Annotated in this window: 14 protein-coding genes; 6 read left to right on the plus strand and 8 right to left on the minus strand. The window is 64.7% G+C overall.

Annotated features, from left to right (window positions below; translation table 11 throughout):
• The first annotated feature begins 332 nt into the window (after positions 1 to 332).
• The 6 genes from ABE459_RS23665 (at position 333) to ABE459_RS23690 (ending at position 8073) form a co-directional block, all read left to right on the plus strand.
• A complete protein-coding gene (locus ABE459_RS23665) occupies positions 333 to 1976 on the plus strand; it encodes an acetolactate synthase large subunit (protein WP_125462933.1) in 1644 nt (547 codons plus the stop codon).
• Between the two features lie 141 nt (positions 1977 to 2117).
• Entirely contained in the window at positions 2118 to 2672 is a 555-nt protein-coding gene (locus tag ABE459_RS23670) for a UPF0149 family protein (RefSeq protein ID WP_323833771.1), read from the plus strand.
• Positions 2673 to 2804: 132 nt separating this feature from the next.
• Complete coding sequence (locus ABE459_RS23675) at positions 2805 to 3434, plus strand: glutathione S-transferase (protein ID WP_323833773.1); 630 nt, start codon at positions 2805 to 2807, stop codon at positions 3432 to 3434.
• Positions 3435 to 3452: 18 nt separating this feature from the next.
• Entirely contained in the window at positions 3453 to 5468 is a 2016-nt protein-coding gene (locus ABE459_RS23680; protein ID WP_323833775.1) for a pyridoxamine 5'-phosphate oxidase family protein, read from the plus strand.
• Between the two features lie 173 nt (positions 5469 to 5641).
• Positions 5642 to 6541 carry a LysR family transcriptional regulator gene (locus ABE459_RS23685; protein WP_125462937.1) on the plus strand — a complete coding sequence of 300 codons (900 nt, stop codon included), beginning with the start codon at positions 5642 to 5644 and terminating at the stop codon, positions 6539 to 6541.
• A gap of 227 nt (positions 6542 to 6768) precedes the next feature.
• On the plus strand, positions 6769 to 8073 hold the full coding sequence (locus ABE459_RS23690; RefSeq protein WP_323833778.1) for an MFS transporter: 1305 nt from the start codon (positions 6769 to 6771) through the stop codon (positions 8071 to 8073).
• A gap of 48 nt (positions 8074 to 8121) precedes the next feature.
• On the opposite strand, the gene ABE459_RS23695 is transcribed toward ABE459_RS23690, so the two are convergent.
• The 8 genes from ABE459_RS23695 to ABE459_RS23730 form a co-directional block, all read right to left on the minus strand.
• Positions 8122 to 9000 carry an aldose 1-epimerase gene (locus tag ABE459_RS23695; protein WP_323833780.1) on the minus strand — a complete coding sequence of 293 codons (879 nt, stop codon included), beginning with the start codon at positions 8998 to 9000 and terminating at the stop codon, positions 8122 to 8124.
• A 27-nt stretch (positions 9001 to 9027) separates the two neighbouring features.
• Positions 9028 to 9951 carry a DMT family transporter gene (locus ABE459_RS23700; RefSeq protein WP_323833782.1) on the minus strand — a complete coding sequence of 308 codons (924 nt, stop codon included), beginning with the start codon at positions 9949 to 9951 and terminating at the stop codon, positions 9028 to 9030.
• 54 nt (positions 9952 to 10005) lie between these two features.
• Positions 10006 to 11286 carry a TRAP transporter large permease gene (locus ABE459_RS23705; protein WP_323833784.1) on the minus strand — a complete coding sequence of 427 codons (1281 nt, stop codon included), beginning with the start codon at positions 11284 to 11286 and terminating at the stop codon, positions 10006 to 10008.
• Complete coding sequence (locus tag ABE459_RS23710) at positions 11286 to 11813, minus strand: TRAP transporter small permease (RefSeq protein WP_125462942.1); 528 nt, start codon at positions 11811 to 11813, stop codon at positions 11286 to 11288. The genes ABE459_RS23705 and ABE459_RS23710 overlap by 1 nt, the downstream gene beginning before the upstream one ends.
• 68 nt (positions 11814 to 11881) lie before the next feature.
• Positions 11882 to 12853: a TRAP transporter substrate-binding protein gene (locus ABE459_RS23715; protein ID WP_125462943.1), complete on the minus strand. Its 972-nt coding sequence runs from the start codon at positions 12851 to 12853 to the stop codon at positions 11882 to 11884.
• 62 nt (positions 12854 to 12915) lie between these two features.
• Positions 12916 to 13809 (minus strand): SMP-30/gluconolactonase/LRE family protein, encoded by an 894-nt coding sequence (locus tag ABE459_RS23720; protein WP_323833787.1) that lies wholly within the window; start codon positions 13807 to 13809, stop codon positions 12916 to 12918.
• A 25-nt stretch (positions 13810 to 13834) separates the two neighbouring features.
• Positions 13835 to 14641 (minus strand): NAD(P)-dependent oxidoreductase, encoded by an 807-nt coding sequence (locus tag ABE459_RS23725; protein ID WP_125462945.1) that lies wholly within the window; start codon positions 14639 to 14641, stop codon positions 13835 to 13837.
• 84 nt (positions 14642 to 14725) lie between these two features.
• Positions 14726 to 15964, minus strand: coding sequence for an OprD family porin (locus ABE459_RS23730; protein ID WP_323833789.1), 1239 nt, complete (start codon positions 15962 to 15964; stop codon positions 14726 to 14728).
• Positions 15965 to 16391: the final 427 nt, after the last annotated feature.

Below are 16391 nucleotides of genomic sequence, written 5' to 3' on the forward strand. Positions count from 1 at the left end.
TAGTGTGGGGTTTCCCCATGTGAGAGTAGGTCATCGTCAAGATTCATTTCGCAAAACCCCTATCTGCGCATGCAGGTAGGGGTTTTGTCTTTTCCGGCTTTTAATTCTTCCCACCTCGGTTCAAGGCAAAGGTCTTTTGCGCCTCGGATAGCTCTGCAGGCGGCGCCAGGGGTGCGACAATTATTACCGTCCGATGACGTGACTTTCTCGCATCGACCCTGCGTCAAGACTTAGGTTCGGGGCAATCCTCGCACCCGGACAGAGCGATGCCAGCGTACCGTGCTGCGCATTTCTGGACCTCCACCGCCCTATACACTGAGGTAAGAAGCAAAATGGCCAAGGCCGCCGATGTCGTTGTGCAATGCCTGGAAAACGAAGGTGTCGAGTATGTGTTCGGCATCCCCGGCGAGGAGAACCTCGACCTGCTCGAGTCCCTGCGCAAATCGAAGATCAAGCTGGTACTGACCCGCCATGAGCAGTCCGCAGGCTTCATGGCTGCCACTTATGGCCGCCTGACCGGCAAGACCGGCGTCAGCCTGTCGACCCTCGGCCCCGGCGCCACCAACCTGGTGACCGCCAGCGCCTATGCCTACCTCGGCGGTATGCCGATGATGATGATCACCGGCCAGAAGCCGATCAAGAAGTCCAAGCAGGGCCGTTTCCAGATCATCGACGTGTGCGGCATGATGGACCCCATCACCAAGTACACTCACCAGTTCGCTTCGGCCGACAACATCCCGGCCCGCATGCGTGAAGCCTTCCGTCTGGCCGAAGAAGAGAAGCCGGGTGCCGTGCACCTGGAACTGCCGGAAGACATCGCTGCCGAGCAGACCGACGCACTGCCGATCCCGCGCAGCCTGCACCGCCGCCCGCTGGCCGAGCATGTGGCCATCGAAGCCGCCGTCGAGAAACTGAAGAACGCCCGTAACCCGATCCTGGTGATCGGCGCCGGTGCCAACCGCAAGATGACCGCCAAGGTCCTCAAGCAACTGATCGACAAGACCGGCATCCCGTTCATCACCACCCAGATGGGTAAAGGTGTGGTCGACGAGCGTCACCCACGCTTCCTGGGCAACGCCGCGCTGTCCTCCGGCGATTTCGTGCACCGCGCCGTCGAAGCCGCCGACCTGATCGTCAACATCGGCCACGACGTGATCGAGAAACCACCGTTCTTCATGGTTCGTGGCGGCACCGAAGTGATCCACGTGAGCTTCCGCTCCGCCGAAGTGGACGCCGTGTACTTCCCGCAGGTGGAAGTGATTGGCGACATCGCCAACGCCGTGTGGCAGATCAGCGAAGCCCTGACCGACACCAGCCACTGGGACTTCACCCGCCTGCTGGCCATCCGCGAAGCCAACGAAGCGCAGATCGCCGAAGGCGCCGACGACAACCGCTTCCCGGTCTACCCGCAGCGCATGGTCGCCGATATCCGTCGCGTGCTGCCGTCCGAAGGCATCGTTGCCCTGGACAACGGCATCTACAAGATCTGGTTCGCCCGTAACTACAAGGCGCACAAGCCCAACACCGTGCTGCTCGACAACGCCCTGGCGACCATGGGCGCCGGCCTGCCGTCGGCCATGGCGGCGCACCTGGTGTACCCGGATCGCCCGGTGATCTCGGTGTGCGGCGATGGCGGCTTCATGATGAACAGCCAGGAGCTGGAAACCGCAGTCCGTCTGGGCATGCACCTGACCGTGGTGATCCTGCGTGACGACGGCTACGGCATGATCCGCTGGAAGCAGGCCAACATGGGCTTCACCGATTTCGGCCTGGACTACGGCAACCCGGACTTCGTCAAATACGCCGAAGCCTACGGTGCCAACGGCCACCGTGTGGAAAGCGCCGAAGGCTTCCTGCCGCTGCTGGAGCACTGCATCAAGACCCCAGGCGTGCACGTGATCGACTGCCCGGTCGACTACAGCGAGAACGACCGCATCCTCAACAGCGAGCTGCGTGAGCGCGCGCTGGCGGTCTAAACCGTAGCACCCTCATCGCGGGGCAAGCCCGCTCCCACGTTGTCAGACACGTGGGAGCGGGCTTGCCCCGCGATCGTTTATAAGCCGCTACTTCCATGTGTTAGGGTTCACCCAAATTTCCTTTCCCAGGACACCCCACCCATGCTCCCCCCGCTCAGCGAAAAAGAACTCGACCGCCTCGAAGACCTGCTGATCACTTACGGCAACGACTATTCGGTCATCAACCTGGCCGAGCTCAACGGCCTGTTCACCGCCCTGGCCAGCTCGCCGACCCAGGTCAATCCGGAAATTTGGCTGCCTGCCGTTTCAGGCGGCAAGGTCCCGAAATTCAAGAAGCCCGCCCATGAAGAGGCCTACACCGCGCTGATGCTGCGCTACGCCAGCCAGATCGCGGAAGAGCTGGCCGACAACCTTGCCGACTTCGAGCCATTGTTCGAAGAGAGCGAAGATGAAGGAGGGCCGGCGATCATTCTCGAAGAGTGGTGCTTCGGCTACATGCGCGGCACGCAAGTCGCCGAATGGAGCGCGCTGCCGCCGGAGCAGGACCGTCTGCTCAAGGCCATCTCGCTGCATGGCCTGGAAGACAACTTCGAGTTGCTCGACTCGATGAGTTTCGATGAACTCCAGGCCTGTGTGCCGCAGGTAGTGGAGGCGGCGCGAGGGTTGTACCAGTATCAGAAACAGCAGCGTCATTAAGGCCTTCGCGGGGCTGATTATTCCACCTGCCGAAATACTGGATTGCTTGCGGCACTCATTCTGCTGCCAACCGATCCAGTGCAGCATGTTCTCCAGCAGCGCCACTCCCGGCGCTGATCCGGAGCCAAGCACATGCCAACCCCGATCAAACTCTACAACTTCCCCAAGTCCGGCCATGCCCACCGCATCGAGCTGATGTTGTCGCTGCTGAACCTGCCCACCGAACTGGTGTTCGTCGACCTCGCCAAGGGCGCGCACAAGCAACCCGATTTCCTCGCCCTCAACCCGTTCGGCCAAGTGCCGGTGATCGACGACAACGGCACCGTGATCGCCGATTCCAACGCGATTCTGGTGTACCTGGCCAAGGCCTACGGCGGTGAACGCTGGCTGCCCCAGGACCCGGTCGGTGCCGCCCGCGTGCAGCGCTGGCTGTCGGTGGCCGCCGGTCCCCTGGCCTTCGGCCCTGCCGCCGCCCGGCTGGTCACGGTATTCGGCGCCTCGTTCAACACCGACGAGGTAATCGGCCGCGCCCACACCCTGCTCAAGGTCATCGATGCCGAACTGGCCCAGCGCCTGTTCCTGGTGGGCAGCGAGGCGACCATCGCCGATATCGCCAACTACTCCTACATCGCCCACGCGCCAGAGGGCAATGTGTCGCTGGAACCCTACCCGAATGTGCGCGCCTGGCTTGCCCGCATCGAAGCGCTGCCCGGGTTCGTGCCGATGCCGCGCACGGTCATCGGCCTGCAGACCACGCTGTAACCCCTGAGGAATGCCGCCATGCGCTCTCCCTGGCACGAAGGTGAAAAACGACTGCAGGAGCAAGTCGGCGTTGCCGAGCGCATGGAGGCGTTCGGGCAGAAAGTCATTCGCGACCATATGCCTGACCAGCATCGGGTGTTCTACCACCAGTTGCCGTTCATCGTGGCCGGTGCCGTGGATGCGCAGGGTAAACCCTGGGCAACCCTGCTCGAAGGCTCGGAAGGCTTCGTCAGTTCGCCCGATCCGAAGCAACTGCTGATCGACACTGAGCTGGCCAGCGACGATCCCGCCACGCCTGGCCTGGCCCAGGGTGGCGCCATCGGCCTGCTGGGGATCGAGCTGCACACCCGCCGGCGCAATCGCCTCAACGGCCAGGCCCGCCGCGTCGCAGGGGGGCTGCTGGAGGTGGCGGTCGAACAATCGTTCGGCAACTGCCCGCAGTACATTCAGTTGCGCGAATACACCCGTGTCGATGAGCCCTCACAGGGGCGCCAGGATGCAACGGCACTCGATGCTCGAACCCGGGCGATGATCGAAGGCGCCGACACCTTCTTCGTCGCCAGTTACGTCGAACATGACGATGGCCGGCGCTCGGTGGACGTGTCCCATCGCGGCGGCCGCCCGGGTTTCGTCAAGGTCGAAGGCAACCGGCTGACCATCCCCGACTACGCCGGCAACCTGCATTTCAATACCCTCGGCAACCTGCTGGTGAACCCGGTTGCCGGCCTGCTGTTCGTCGATTTCGTTACCGGCAATGTATTGCAGCTGTCCGGCCGCACCGAGGTGATGCTCGACAGCCCGCTGATCAGTGCATTCGAAGGCGCCGAGCGGCTCTGGGCGCTGGACGTCGAGCAAGTGGTGCTGCGCCCGGCAGCGCTGTCGCTGCGCTGGGCCTTCCAGGAATATGCCCCGACTAGCCTTGCGACCGGCACCTGGGCCGAGGCCGAGCAGCGCCTGCAACAGCGTGAGCGGCAGCGCCAGTGGCTGGCCTGGCGGGTGGAGCGTATCGAACAGGAAAGCCGCGACATCCGCTCGTTCTATCTACAGCCCGATGATGGCAAGCCCGTGCCCTTTGCCCCAGGGCAGCACATCCCTATGCGCCTGCAACTCGACGGCGAGGCGCCGCTGGTCCGCACCTACAGCCTTTCCAGCGCGCCCTCCGACGGTTACCTGCGCATCAGCGTCAAGGCCCAAGGCCCGGCTTCGCGACACCTGCATGAGCGCTTGAAGGTCGGTGACGTACTGCAGGTGCGCCCGCCCATGGGCAATTTCACCCTCGACCAACAGAGCCAGCGGCCCCTTGTGCTGATCGGCGCCGGGGTCGGCATCACACCGCTGATGGCCATGCTCCGCGAGCAACTAAGCAGCGGGCAGGGCAGGCGTATCCACCTGTTCCACGGCGGGCGCAGCCTGGCCGAGCTGCCGTTCCGGCAGGAGCTCGCCCTACTCAAGCAGCAGGCCGGTGACCTGCTGGCTATCCACCGCGCCCTGAGCCAGCCCGAAGCCGATGCCGTACCTGGCCGCGATTTCGAGTTCGCCGGCCGCCTGGGCATCGTTCAGGTCAAGGCCGCACTGGCGCTGGACGACTATGACTTCTACCTGTGCGGCCCGGCCAGTTTCACCCAGGACCTGTACGAAGGCCTGCGTGCGCTGCATGTGCCCGACGCACGCATCCACGCCGAGGCGTTCGGCCCCTCGACCCTGCGCCGCCATACCGACGACCGGCAACCCGTGCTGCAACAGCCCCCGGCCGCCACCCAGCCGGTGCCGGTGTACTTCGCCAGCTCCGCCAAGGAAGCCCGCTGGGCGCCCGACAGCGGCACGCTGCTGGAGTTGGCAGAACGCCGAGGCCTGTCACCGGATTTCAGTTGCCGGGGCGGCTCCTGTGGTACCTGCAAAACCCGCGTGGTCAGTGGCCAGGTGCATTACCCCAACCCGCCTGCCGAGCTGCCCGACAGCGGCACTGTGCTGATCTGCTGCGCGGTGCCGGCCCAGCCGGATGACGGTGCGCAGCCGTTGGTACTGGAGCTGTGAGGCTGGCCGTACCGGCCCCATCGCCGGCAAGCCGGCTCCCACACAGACCGAATGAGCCCAAGCCATGCGCCATTCATGTGGGAGCCGGCTTGTCGGCGATGGGGCCGGTGAAGCCAGCACAAAACCCCGCTATAACAGATAATCCCCCGCACCCCCGAGGCCCAGGAGCCCGCATGGACCAGATCCACCTGATGAAGGTGTTCGTCGCCGTCGGCGAACTGGAAAGCTTCGCCGCCGCTGCCCGTCGCCTGGCGATATCGCCTGCAGCAGTGACCCGAGCCGTCACGGCCCTGGAAGAGCAACTCGGGGTCAAGCTGCTGCTGCGCACCACCCGCAGCGTGCGCCTGACCGAAGCCGGCGGGCGCTACCTGGAAGACACCCGGCATATCCTCGCCAGTATCATCGAAGCCAACGAAGCGGCCGCCGGCATCAATGCCGCGCCCAAGGGCGACCTGGCCGTGACCGCGCCGATCCTGTTCGGCAAGAAGTTCGTCATGCCCTGCATCGTCCGCTACCTGCAGCAGTACCCCGAGGTGGACGTATCGGCCTATTTCCTCGACCGGGTGGTGAACCTGGTGGAGGAGGGCATGGATGTGGCGGTACGCATCGGCCAGCTACCCGACTCCGGCCTCAAGGCCCTGCGCGTGGGTAGCATGCGCAGGCTGCTGTGCGCCTCGCCGGCGTATCTCGAACAACACGGCACCCCACGCCACCCGAGCGAGCTGCAAGGCCACGCGATCATCGCTGCCGGCGTTCTCTCGCCACGCACCGACTGGCGCTTCGGCGCCATCGACGACCCGACCCTGATCCGCATGAAGCCACGCCTGACCGTGACCAGCAACGACGCGGCCATCGCCGCCGCCAGTGCCGGGCTGGGTATCGCCCGGCTGCTGTCCTACCAGGTGGCCGACGAGCTGGCGGCCGGGCGGCTGCAGGTGATCCTTGCCGAGTACGAAGAAGCGCCCTGGCCGATCCATGTGCTGCACCGCGAGAGCAAGTACGGCTCGACCAAGGTACGCACCTTCATCGACATGCTGGCCGAACACCTGCGTGCTCAGCAGCACCTGAGTTGAACTCGTGACGTCGTACAACCATGGTGCTAGGCCACCCAAATTTTCCCCGCTAAGCATAGGTAAGCCCTGATATAGCTCGATCACAGGCAAATACGCGCACATGACAACTTAAAATTGTTGTACGACGACCTATGACATGGCAATCTTGCGCCTGAAACAATTTGTCTCAAGTCGCCCGGGCGACCACAGGCAATCACCAGCAACTCTAAAAATAATTCAGGTGATCCATGAGCATAAAAGGCATCCGTTGGTGGATGGTCAGCCTTGTTACAGCTGGGTTGGTCGTCAACTACCTCGCCCGCAACACCCTCTCGGTGGCTGCCCCCACCTTGATGTCCGACCTCTCCATCAGCACCGAGCAATACGCCAAGATCGTCGCCACCTGGCAGATCTGCTACGCCCTGATGCAACCCATCGCCGGCTGGGTCATCGACTTCATTGGTACCAAGCTGGGCTTTGCGGTGTTCGCCCTGGCCTGGTCGCTGGCCTGTGCCGGGGCGGCGCTGGCCAGCGGCTGGCAAAGTCTGGCGTTCATGCGCGGGCTGTTGGGGATGACCGAAGCGGCCGGCCTGCCTGCCGGCGTCAAGGCCACCACCGAATGGTTCCCGGCCAAGGAGCGTTCGGTCGCCATCGGCTGGTTCAACATCGGTTCTTCGCTCGGCGCCTTGCTGGCACCGCCGCTGGTGGTCTGGGCCATCCTGCACAGCGGCTGGCAACTGGCGTTCGTCATCGTCGGCGTCTCGGGGATCGTCTGGACCCTGCTGTGGATGCTGCTGTACAAGCACCCCAAGGACCAGAAGCGCCTGAGTGCCGCGGAGCGCGACTACATCCTGTCCGGCCAGGAAGCCCACTTCAAACAGCAAGCGCGGGTCAAGGGCGCCTGGAAGCGCATCTTCAAGGAACGCAACTTCTACGCCATCGCCTCGGCGCGGATTCTCTCCGAGCCGGCCTGGCAGACCTTCAACGCCTGGATCCCGCTGTACCTGATGACCGAGCGGCACATGAACATCAAGGAAGTGGCGATGTTCGCCTGGCTGCCGTTCCTGGCCGCGGACATCGGCTGCGTGCTGGGCGGGTACCTGAGCCCGCTGTTCCACCGCTACTGCAAGGTGTCGCTGTTCACCTCGCGCAAGATGGTCCTGGTGTTCGGCGCCAGCTGCATGATCGGCCCGGCGTGCATCGGCCTGGTGGAAAGCCCGTACACGGCAATTCTGCTGCTGTGCATCGGCGGCTTTGCGCACCAGACATTGTCCGGCGCGCTGTACTCGATCACCTCCGACTCGTTCAGCAAAGACCAGGTGGCCACCGCCACCGGCATGGGCGGCATGTTCGGCTACCTGGGGGCTGCGGTGTTCACCCTGGTGTTCGGCATCCTGGTCACGCAGATCGGCTACAGCCCGCTGTTCGTGGTGCTGGCGGCGTTCGACATCATTGCTGCGGTGGTGGTGTGGAACCTGGCGCGCGAGCTGCGCAGCGAACCCCGTGAGGCGGCACCGACAGCGGCGCAGGTGGTGCTCGGCACGGGCCGTTAACCCCGTTGCGATGGATCAAAGGGGCTGCTTGCAGCCCCTTTGGCGTTTTCAGTCGGTGCCAAGTGCCCGGTACTGCAAGCTGAAACCCAGGTGCAGTTGTTCATGTTGGCGCAGCAGCCGCAAGCCGGGCCGATCGGGCAGGTGATGGGCGTTGATCGGGTGGCTGACCGGCTCGATGCAGAAGAACCCCTGGTCCTTGGGGCAGTACAGCAGGTAGTGATCGGCACCCCTGGCATGGCAATCGAGGCGATAACCCGCGGTCGGCTGGACAATGCAGCAGGTGCCTTGCCAACCGCTGAAGGCATGATCGACACCATCGCTGGGCAATACCTGCGGCGTGTCGAAACACCACTGCGGCGGGATCGTGGCCTGGCGCGAGGGCAACTGCCCCTCATCTCCCACCCACACCTGCTGCGCGGGCGCCAGCAAGCGGGTGTCGGCAAAGCGCGGAAAGTACGGGTGAAACCCCAGCCCATGCCAGGTCGGCAGTGGGTCGAGGTGGGTCACTTCCAGCTCAAGGCTCAGGCAACCTTCATCCAGGCGTACGTCCAGGGTCGCGCGGTAAGCAAAGGGCATCTGGCTGTCCAGGCTCAGGCGGGCATGGCCGTCATCCACGCTGTCGACTTGCCACGGCTGCTGCCAGGCACTGCCATGGATAGGGTAGGGGTCATGGTCGGTATTGGGCGCCAATGCCAGCCAGCCATCAGGGCACTGAAAGCCGCCCTCAGCGATGCGGTTCGACCAGGGCGCCAGCAGGTAGCAGCCCAGGCGTCGTGGTGAGCCGCTGGCCAGCGCGGCGCTGTTGCTGTGGCGCAGCAGCGCCTGGCCGCTGGCCTTGGCCTGCCAGTTGATCAGGCTGGCGCCCAGGGTGGGCGCCAGGCTCAGGCGGGTCAGACGGTCTTGCAGGTGCAGTTCAGGCACAGGCATTGCGGCGCTCCGAAGGTGCAGGCGGTTTCAACCCGCCTTGCGGTAGGTCAACAGGACGATCCCGCATACCACCACGGCGGCGCCGAGCAGCTGCAGGGTATTGAGTTGCTGGCCGAGCAGGGCCCAGCCCAGCAGCAGGGTGGCGATCGGCTCGATGTTCATCACCGGGGCGTTCTGCGCCATGTTCAGCCGAGGCATGCACACGAACAGCAGGGTGAAGGCCGTGCCGTACAGCACCACCAGGCTCGCCAGGGCCAGCCAGCCGCCGCTGCTGCCCGGCAGCGCCAGCCCGGCCGGTACCAGGCCGCCGGAGCCTGCCAGCAGCATGCTGGCGAACACGATCAGCAGGGTCAGCATGCTGCGCACCGGGCCGCGAACGCCGGCCAGCTTGTGGTCGGTGATCCACAGGGCGCAGGCGAATACACAGGCCGCGCAGAACGCCAGGCTTACCCCCAGGGCCCAGTCCGGGTTGGCCTCGGCGCTGCCATTCAAGCGAGAGGGCACATCCAGCGCCAGCACCAGGCCGAACAGGATCAAACCCATCAAGACCGCAGTGCGCCGGGTCGGCCGCGGCCCGCCGAGGGCCCAGCTCAGCAGCGCCAGCAGGATCGGGAAGGTGTTGCCCACCAGCAGTGCCAGGGCCACCGGAATACGCGCCACGGCCGAGTACAGGCACAGGCTCTGGGTGGCGATCAGCAGGCCCAGCAGCAGTTGCCAGCGCCAGGAGCCGGCAGGTAGCCCCAACGGCTGGCGCTGCCACAGCACCAGGCCACCCAGGGCCAGCAGGGTCAGGCCCGAGCGGCAGAGGATGGCCAGTAGTACGCCAGTGTCGTCGTCGAAGGCGATGCGCGCGGCAATGTGGTTGCCGGCGAAGCAACAGGCCAGCAGCGCCAGCAGCGCTACCGCCAGTTTGCGCGGGAAGAGGTGAGGCGTAGCGAGGGCGACAGCCATGATGCAGGGTCCGTTTGCAGGGAAGGGCGGGCCATCGAGGCCCGCCTTGTGGCATTACAGCACCACGCTTGGCAGCCACAGCGAGATGGCCGGAATGTAGGTCACCGCCATCAGTACCAGGAACAGTGCCAGGTAGAACGGCAGCAGCGCCTTGACCGTGGATTCGATACTGACCTTGCCGATCGCCGAACCGACGAACAGCACCGCGCCCACCGGTGGGGTGATCAGGCCGATCCCCAGGTTGACCAGCATGATCATGCCGAAGTGCACCGGGTCCACACCGATGCCGGCGATCACCGGCAGCAGGATCGGCGTAAGGATCAGGATCAGCGGCGCCATGTCCATCACCGCGCCCAGCAGCAGCAACATGAAGTTGATGCACATCAGGATCACGTAGCGGTTGTCCGACAGGGTCAGGAACAGCGTGGTGATCTTCGACGGGATCTGCATCAGCGTCATGACGTAGCCGAAGCTCGCCGCAAAGCCGATCAGGATCATCACGATGGAGATGGTCCGCACCGTGCGGTGCATCAGCTTGGGCAGGTCGCGCCACTTGTAGTCGCGGTAGATGAACATGGTCACGAAGAACGACCAGACCACGGCGATCGCCGCCGATTCGGTGGCGGTGAATATCCCGGACAGGATGCCGCCGAGGATGATCACCATCGCCATCAGGCCCCACAGCGCTTCACCGGCGATCTTCATGGCCTGGCGCAGCGGGATCACTTCGCCCTTGGGGTAGTTGCGCTTTTTCGCGAAGATCAGGCACAGGCCCATCAGCACGGCGCTCATCAGCAGCCCGGGCATCACACCGGCCATGAACAGCGAGGCGATCGACACCGTGCCCCCGGCCGCCAGCGAGTACAGCACCGAGTTGTGGCTGGGCGGGGTGAGCAGGGCCTGCACCGAACCGCTGACGGTGACGGCGGTGGAGAACTCGCGCGGGTAGCCCTTGCGTTCCATCTCCGGGATCAGCACCGACCCGACCGAGGCGGTGTCGGCCACCGACGAACCGGAGATCGCGCCAAAGAAGGTTGACGCGGTGATATTGACCAGCGACAGGCCGCCGCGCACGAAGCCCACCAGCACCCCGGCGAACGCCACCAGCCGCCGCGACATGCCGCCTTCGGCCATGATCGCGCCGGCCAGCACGAAGAACGGAATGGCCAGCAGCGAGAACTTGTTAACCCCACTGGCCACCTGGATCATCATGGCCTGCAGCGGGATGTCGATCCACCACGCGCCGATCAGCGCCGACAGGCCCAGGGCATAGGCCACCGGCATGCCCAGCAGGATCAGCGCGAGGAAGCTGCCTATCAGAATCAACGCATCCATCATGCCGCTCCTTCGTGTTCTTCGACGACGTCAAAGCGCATCACCTGGCGATGGCTCTGGTCGCCCAGGATGAGTTTTTCCAGCACGAACATCAGGGTGACAGCACCGCCGATCGGGATCGGCGCATAGGTCAGCCCCACCCGCACCGATGGCAGGGTGGCAAGGAACTGCTTCCAGGTGGTCGCGCACAGCTTGTAGCCGTACCAGGTCATGAACACGCACACCAGCAGCATCAGCAGCTGCACCAGCAGCGCCGCGGCCTTGCGCTGGGCCGGCGGCAGGCGGTCGGTGACCATCGCCACCGCCATGTGCGCACCCGCGCGGTAGCTGGCGGCGGCGCCGATGAAGGCGAACACCACCATCAGCAGGATCGCCACCGGCTCCGGCCAGCTGGAGCCAGTGCCCAGCACGTAACGGGCGAAGATGCCCCAGGGAATGATCAGCGTCATGGTCAGGATCGACAGGCCGGCAATCCAGATACAGCTGCGGTACAGGGCGTCGTTCAGACGCAGGAATGAATTTTTCATAAGGCATCACCGAAGCTGCAGGGCGGCGCGTGCCGCCCTGCAGAAGTCATCTGGGAACGGAACCGGGGTTACTGGACCTCGGCGATGCGCTTCATCAGGTCGGCGTACTGCGCACCGTACTTTTCCCGCACCGGGGCGGTGGCGTCGAAGAACGGCTTCTTGTCGACGCTGATGAACTCCACGCCCGCTGCCTTGAGCTTGGCTTCACTGGCGGCCGACTTGGCGTCCCACAGCGCCCGCTCTTCCATTTGCGCCTCACGGGCGACGGTCTTGACCAGGGTCTGCTGCTCGGGGGTGAGTTTTTCCCAGGTGGTCTTGGACATCACCACCGGCTCCGGCAGGATCAGGTGGCCGGTCAGGGTGAAGTACTTGGCGCTCTGGTAGTGGTTGTGCTCCAACAGGGTCGGCGGGTTGTTCTCGGCGCCGTCGATCACCCCGGTCTGCAGGGCGCTGAAGATTTCCCCGGTGTCCATGGCGATGCCGTTGCCGCCCATGGCGTTCATCATGTCGAGAAACAGCGGGTTGCCCTGTACGCGGATCTTCATGCCCTTGAGGTCTTCGATGCTGCGCACCGGCTTTTTCGTGTAGAGGCTGCGGGTGCCGCCGTCCATCCAGGCCAGGGCCACCAGGTTGAAGTCGGAGTTGGTGATCTTGTCGAGGATTTCCTGGCCGATCTCACCATCGATGACCTTGCGCATGTGCTCGTGGTCGCGGAACACGAACGGCATGTTGAACACGTTCACATCCGGCACCACCGGGCCGACGATGCCCAGGCTCACGCGGGTCATCTGCACGGCGCCGATCTGCGCCTGCTCGATCACTTCCTTTTCCGAACCCAGCACACCGCCTGCGAACATCTTGAAGGTGATCGCGCCGTTGCTGGCTGCTTCGAGTTTCTTGCCCATGTGTTCCTCGGCGACCACGGTCGGGTAGCCGCTGGGGTGGATCTCGGCGAACTTGATGTTCAGGGTGGCGGCCGAGACCGACATGGACAGGGCAAAGGGGAGGGCGGCCAGTAGCCACTTGTGCTTCAAGGTCATGAGGAAACTCCGGTGTTGTTATTGTCTGGTTTCGTTCGTGTGGGCAGTGCGGTAGAGCAGGCTCAGTTGCCCCAGGCAGGCTCCTCCAGGCCTTTGACGCCCGGGTTCAGGGCGAACACGCCACCGGCCAGCGGCTGGTCGGCAAGGTCCACGCCTGCGGGGCGAATCGAGGTGACGAACAGCGTGTCCAGGCCAGGGCCGCCGAAGGCGCACATGGCCGGCTTCTTCACCGGTACCGGCAGCGAGCGGTCGAGCTTGCCGTCGGGGGTGAAGCGGTGCACCAGGCCTGCGTCGTTGCCGCAGATCCAGTAGCAGCCATCCTGGTCGATGGCGGCGCCGTCGGGGCGGCCGGGGTAGTCGCGCATGTCGACGAACAGCCGGCGGTTGCTGGGGGTGCCGCTGTCGGTGTCGTAGTCGAAGGCCCAGATGGCCTGCACCTGGGGGTGCGAGTCGGACAGGTACATGCGCTTGCCATCGGGGCTGAAGGCCAGGCCGTTGGGCACGATCATGCCGTCTTGCTGCAGGTGCAGCGGCTGGCCCTCGCCGTCGTGGCGGTACAGCGCGCCGACCGTGGCGCCTTGCTGCATGTCCATCAGCATGGTGCCGGCCCAGAAACGGCCCTGGCGGTCGCAGCGCCCGTCGTTGAAACGCATGCCTTCACGAGCATGGGCCACGCTGGCCAGGGGGCGGCTGACCAGGGTGCCCTGGGCGGTGGGTTGCAGATGGAACAGGCCACTCTGCATGCCGGCGATCCAGCCGCCCTCGGGGCTGGCGCCGGGGGCGATACAGGCGAGCATTTGATCGGCCTGCCAGCGCTGGTGCGCGCCATCCGCCAGCCGCCAGCGGTGCAGCTGACCGGCGGGAATATCGACCCAGTACAAGGCCTGTTCGCCGGGGTGCCATACCGGGCTTTCACCGGTGCCGTTGCGGGCGTCGAGAATCAGTTCTGCGTGCATGGACGGCCTCCTGGCCCTGGGTGGCTCAATCGAAGGGCCCGGCAGCGACGAAGGCGCCACCCTGGTAGACCATCGCCGGGTCATCGGCGGCCGGCATCGGCTGCGCCTGCACCTTGGCCTGGTACACCTCGGAGGAGTCCTTCGGCGCGTAGCCCAGGTGCGCGGCGTAGCGGTTGTCCCACCACTGCGTCGGGTTGGCCGAGGCACCGTAGACCACGGTGTGGCCAACGTTCGGGGTGAACAGGCCGCGCTCGATCAGTTGGGTGAGGTCGTCATAGCTCAGCCACGAGCTGAGCATCCGCCGGTTCTGCGGCTCGGGGAACGACGAGCCGATGCGGATGCTGACGGTCTCGATGCCATAGCGGTCGAAGTAGAAACTCGCGACGTCCTCGCCGTAGCACTTGGACAGCCCGTAGTAGCTGTCGGGCCGGCGCAGGGCATGGGCGTCGATGCGCTCGTCCTGTTTGTAGAAGCCGATGGTGTGGTTGGAGCTGGCGAAGATGATGCGCTTGACCCCGTGTTTGCGCGCCGCCTCGTAGATATGGAACACGCCGCAGATGTTGGGGCCGAGGATCTCCTCGAACGAGCGCTCCACCGACACGCCGCCGAAGTGGACGATGGCGTCCACCCCTTCGACCAGTGCCTGCACTGAAGCCTTGTCGGCCAGGTCGCAGTTCACCACCTCTTCGTGGGGGCCGCTGGCGGGCGCCATCGGGCTGATATCGGACAGGCGCAGCACCTCGGCACAGCCCTGGAGGCGCTCGCGGAGCACCTGGCCCAGGCCTCCTGCGGCGCCAGTGAGGAGCAGGCGGTTGAAGCGGGTAGTGGTCATGGCAGGCTCGCAGTCGTCAATTGTTGTATGTTGTCGTATGACTTTTGGCGATTATCGACAGCGTTTCCGCTGCTTGTCAATCACTCACAGCAGCGACAGCGGGTAGTTGAAGATCAGGCGGTTCTCGTCGAATTCGTTGTTGCTGAAGCTGCGGCGGATGTTCGAGTTGCGCCACTTGATGCTCAGTTCCTTGAACGCCCCGCTCTGGATTACGTAGGCCAGCTCCGACTCGCGCACCCATTCCTTGCCATCGCGGATGGCGCCGCTGTGCACGTCGTCGCCGCTGATGTAGCGGTTCATCAGGGTCAGCCCCGGCACACCGACGGTGACGAAGTTGAAGTCATGGCGCACCTGCCAGGAGCGCTCGTTGGCGTTGTCGAAACTGGCGTTGTAGCTGTCGTTGGCCAGGGTGCCGCCACTGGTGCCGTTGACCCGCATCCAGGTGTCGCCGCTGACCTTCTGCAGGCCGACGTAGAAGGTGTTGCCGCCCACCCGTGCCGAGAACATCCCCGAGTAGGTCTTGTTGTTCAGTTTGCCGGCGCGCTCGGCGCCGTCTTCGCCGCCCTGGAAGTAACCGAGGTTGGCGCCCAGGGTCCAGTTGCCCAGTGGCTGGCTGTGGCTCAGCTGCAGATATTGCTGTTCGTAGACGTCCTTGAGCTGCGCGTTCCACAGGCCGATCAGGGTGCGGTCCTGGTTGAACTTGTACTCGCCGCCGGCGAAGTTGAAGCGGTCAGAGATGCCACGGCCGTAGCTCATGTCTTCCATGCTCGCATCGTTGCGCGGGCTGTTGCCGCGGAACTGGCCGCCGTAGAGGGTCAGGCCGGCGATTTCGCTGGAGGTGAGCTGGCCGCCGCGAAAGGTCTGCGGCAGCGAGCGACCATCGTCCGCCCGCAGGATCGGCAGCACCGGCATCCACTCACCGATCTTCAGTTCGGTCTTGGAGATGCGCGCCTTGCCCGCCACCGCCAGGCGGCCGAAGTCGTCGGCCGGGCGCCCGTCGTCGTGGCGTGGCAGCAGGCCGGTGCCATAGGTGCCGCCACCGCCGTCGAGCTTCACCGACCACAGCCCCAGCACATCCGCGCCGAAGCCGACAGGGCCCTCGGTGAAGCCGGAGCGGGCATCGAGGATGAAACTCTGGGTCCACTCTTCGGCCTTGCTCTGCGGGTTGCGCGGGTCGACGAAGTTGCGGTTGATGTAGAAGTTGCGCAGGCCCAGGGTGGCCTTGGCATCCTCGACGAAGCCGGCGGCCAGGCTGGCGCCAGGCAGGTTGCCGAGCAGGGCGGCGCCGAGCAGGGCGAAAGGCAGGGGTTGGCGGATGTTCATGGTTGTTGTGCTCCCGAATGTGAGGCAGCCGATTGCCGGGCACGCGCAAGCGGCCAACGGCAGGGGCGGGTCAGTTCAGCCCGTCAGGGCGTGAGAGGTCGAGCCAGAAGGCGCTAGGTAGCCAGGGCCTGCGGCAAGGGTTCGCCGGGGAGCGTTATCGGGAGACGGGTGTGCAGCAACGGGCGCGAGGTGCGCGAACGGAATGTTGGCATGGGACTCTTCACTGATTGTTGTTTTTGTTGTGTGTTGTCGTACAACTGTGGCGATTATTATCAAGTGAGAATCGGGTTGTCAACGTTCCATGGGATTCAAGTGTGCTGGGTTGTACGATCCCTGTGTAGGAGCGGCGTTGTGCCGCGTAAGGGCTGCGAAGCAGCCCAAGGGCCTCAAATGTGCGGCTTATATTGCTGGGGCCGCTGCGCAGCCC

It is taken from the genome of Pseudomonas sp. TWI923 (assembly GCF_039673365.1).
GTDB lineage: Bacteria > Pseudomonadota > Gammaproteobacteria > Pseudomonadales > Pseudomonadaceae > Aquipseudomonas > Aquipseudomonas sichuanensis.

Excerpts from the sequence above, each read along its gene's own strand:
- ABE459_RS23730 (WP_323833789.1), bottom strand. The coding sequence starts at position 15,964 with ATGAACATCCGCCAACCCCTGCCTTTCGCCCTGCTCGGCGCCGCCCTG.
- ABE459_RS23665 (WP_125462933.1), top strand. The coding sequence starts at position 333 with ATGGCCAAGGCCGCCGATGTCGTTGTGCAATGCCTGGAAAACGAAGGT.
- ABE459_RS23720 (WP_323833787.1), bottom strand. The coding sequence starts at position 13,809 with ATGCACGCAGAACTGATTCTCGACGCCCGCAACGGCACCGGTGAAAGC.
- ABE459_RS23725 (WP_125462945.1), bottom strand. The coding sequence starts at position 14,641 with ATGACCACTACCCGCTTCAACCGCCTGCTCCTCACTGGCGCCGCAGGA.
- ABE459_RS23685 (WP_125462937.1), top strand. The coding sequence starts at position 5,642 with ATGGACCAGATCCACCTGATGAAGGTGTTCGTCGCCGTCGGCGAACTG.
- ABE459_RS23690 (WP_323833778.1), top strand. The coding sequence starts at position 6,769 with ATGAGCATAAAAGGCATCCGTTGGTGGATGGTCAGCCTTGTTACAGCT.
- ABE459_RS23715 (WP_125462943.1), bottom strand. The coding sequence starts at position 12,853 with ATGACCTTGAAGCACAAGTGGCTACTGGCCGCCCTCCCCTTTGCCCTG.
- ABE459_RS23695 (WP_323833780.1), bottom strand. The coding sequence starts at position 9,000 with ATGCCTGTGCCTGAACTGCACCTGCAAGACCGTCTGACCCGCCTGAGC.
- ABE459_RS23710 (WP_125462942.1), bottom strand. The coding sequence starts at position 11,813 with ATGAAAAATTCATTCCTGCGTCTGAACGACGCCCTGTACCGCAGCTGT.
- ABE459_RS23700 (WP_323833782.1), bottom strand. The coding sequence starts at position 9,951 with ATGGCTGTCGCCCTCGCTACGCCTCACCTCTTCCCGCGCAAACTGGCG.
- ABE459_RS23670 (WP_323833771.1), top strand. The coding sequence starts at position 2,118 with ATGCTCCCCCCGCTCAGCGAAAAAGAACTCGACCGCCTCGAAGACCTG.
- ABE459_RS23675 (WP_323833773.1), top strand. The coding sequence starts at position 2,805 with ATGCCAACCCCGATCAAACTCTACAACTTCCCCAAGTCCGGCCATGCC.
- ABE459_RS23705 (WP_323833784.1), bottom strand. The coding sequence starts at position 11,286 with ATGGATGCGTTGATTCTGATAGGCAGCTTCCTCGCGCTGATCCTGCTG.
- ABE459_RS23680 (WP_323833775.1), top strand. The coding sequence starts at position 3,453 with ATGCGCTCTCCCTGGCACGAAGGTGAAAAACGACTGCAGGAGCAAGTC.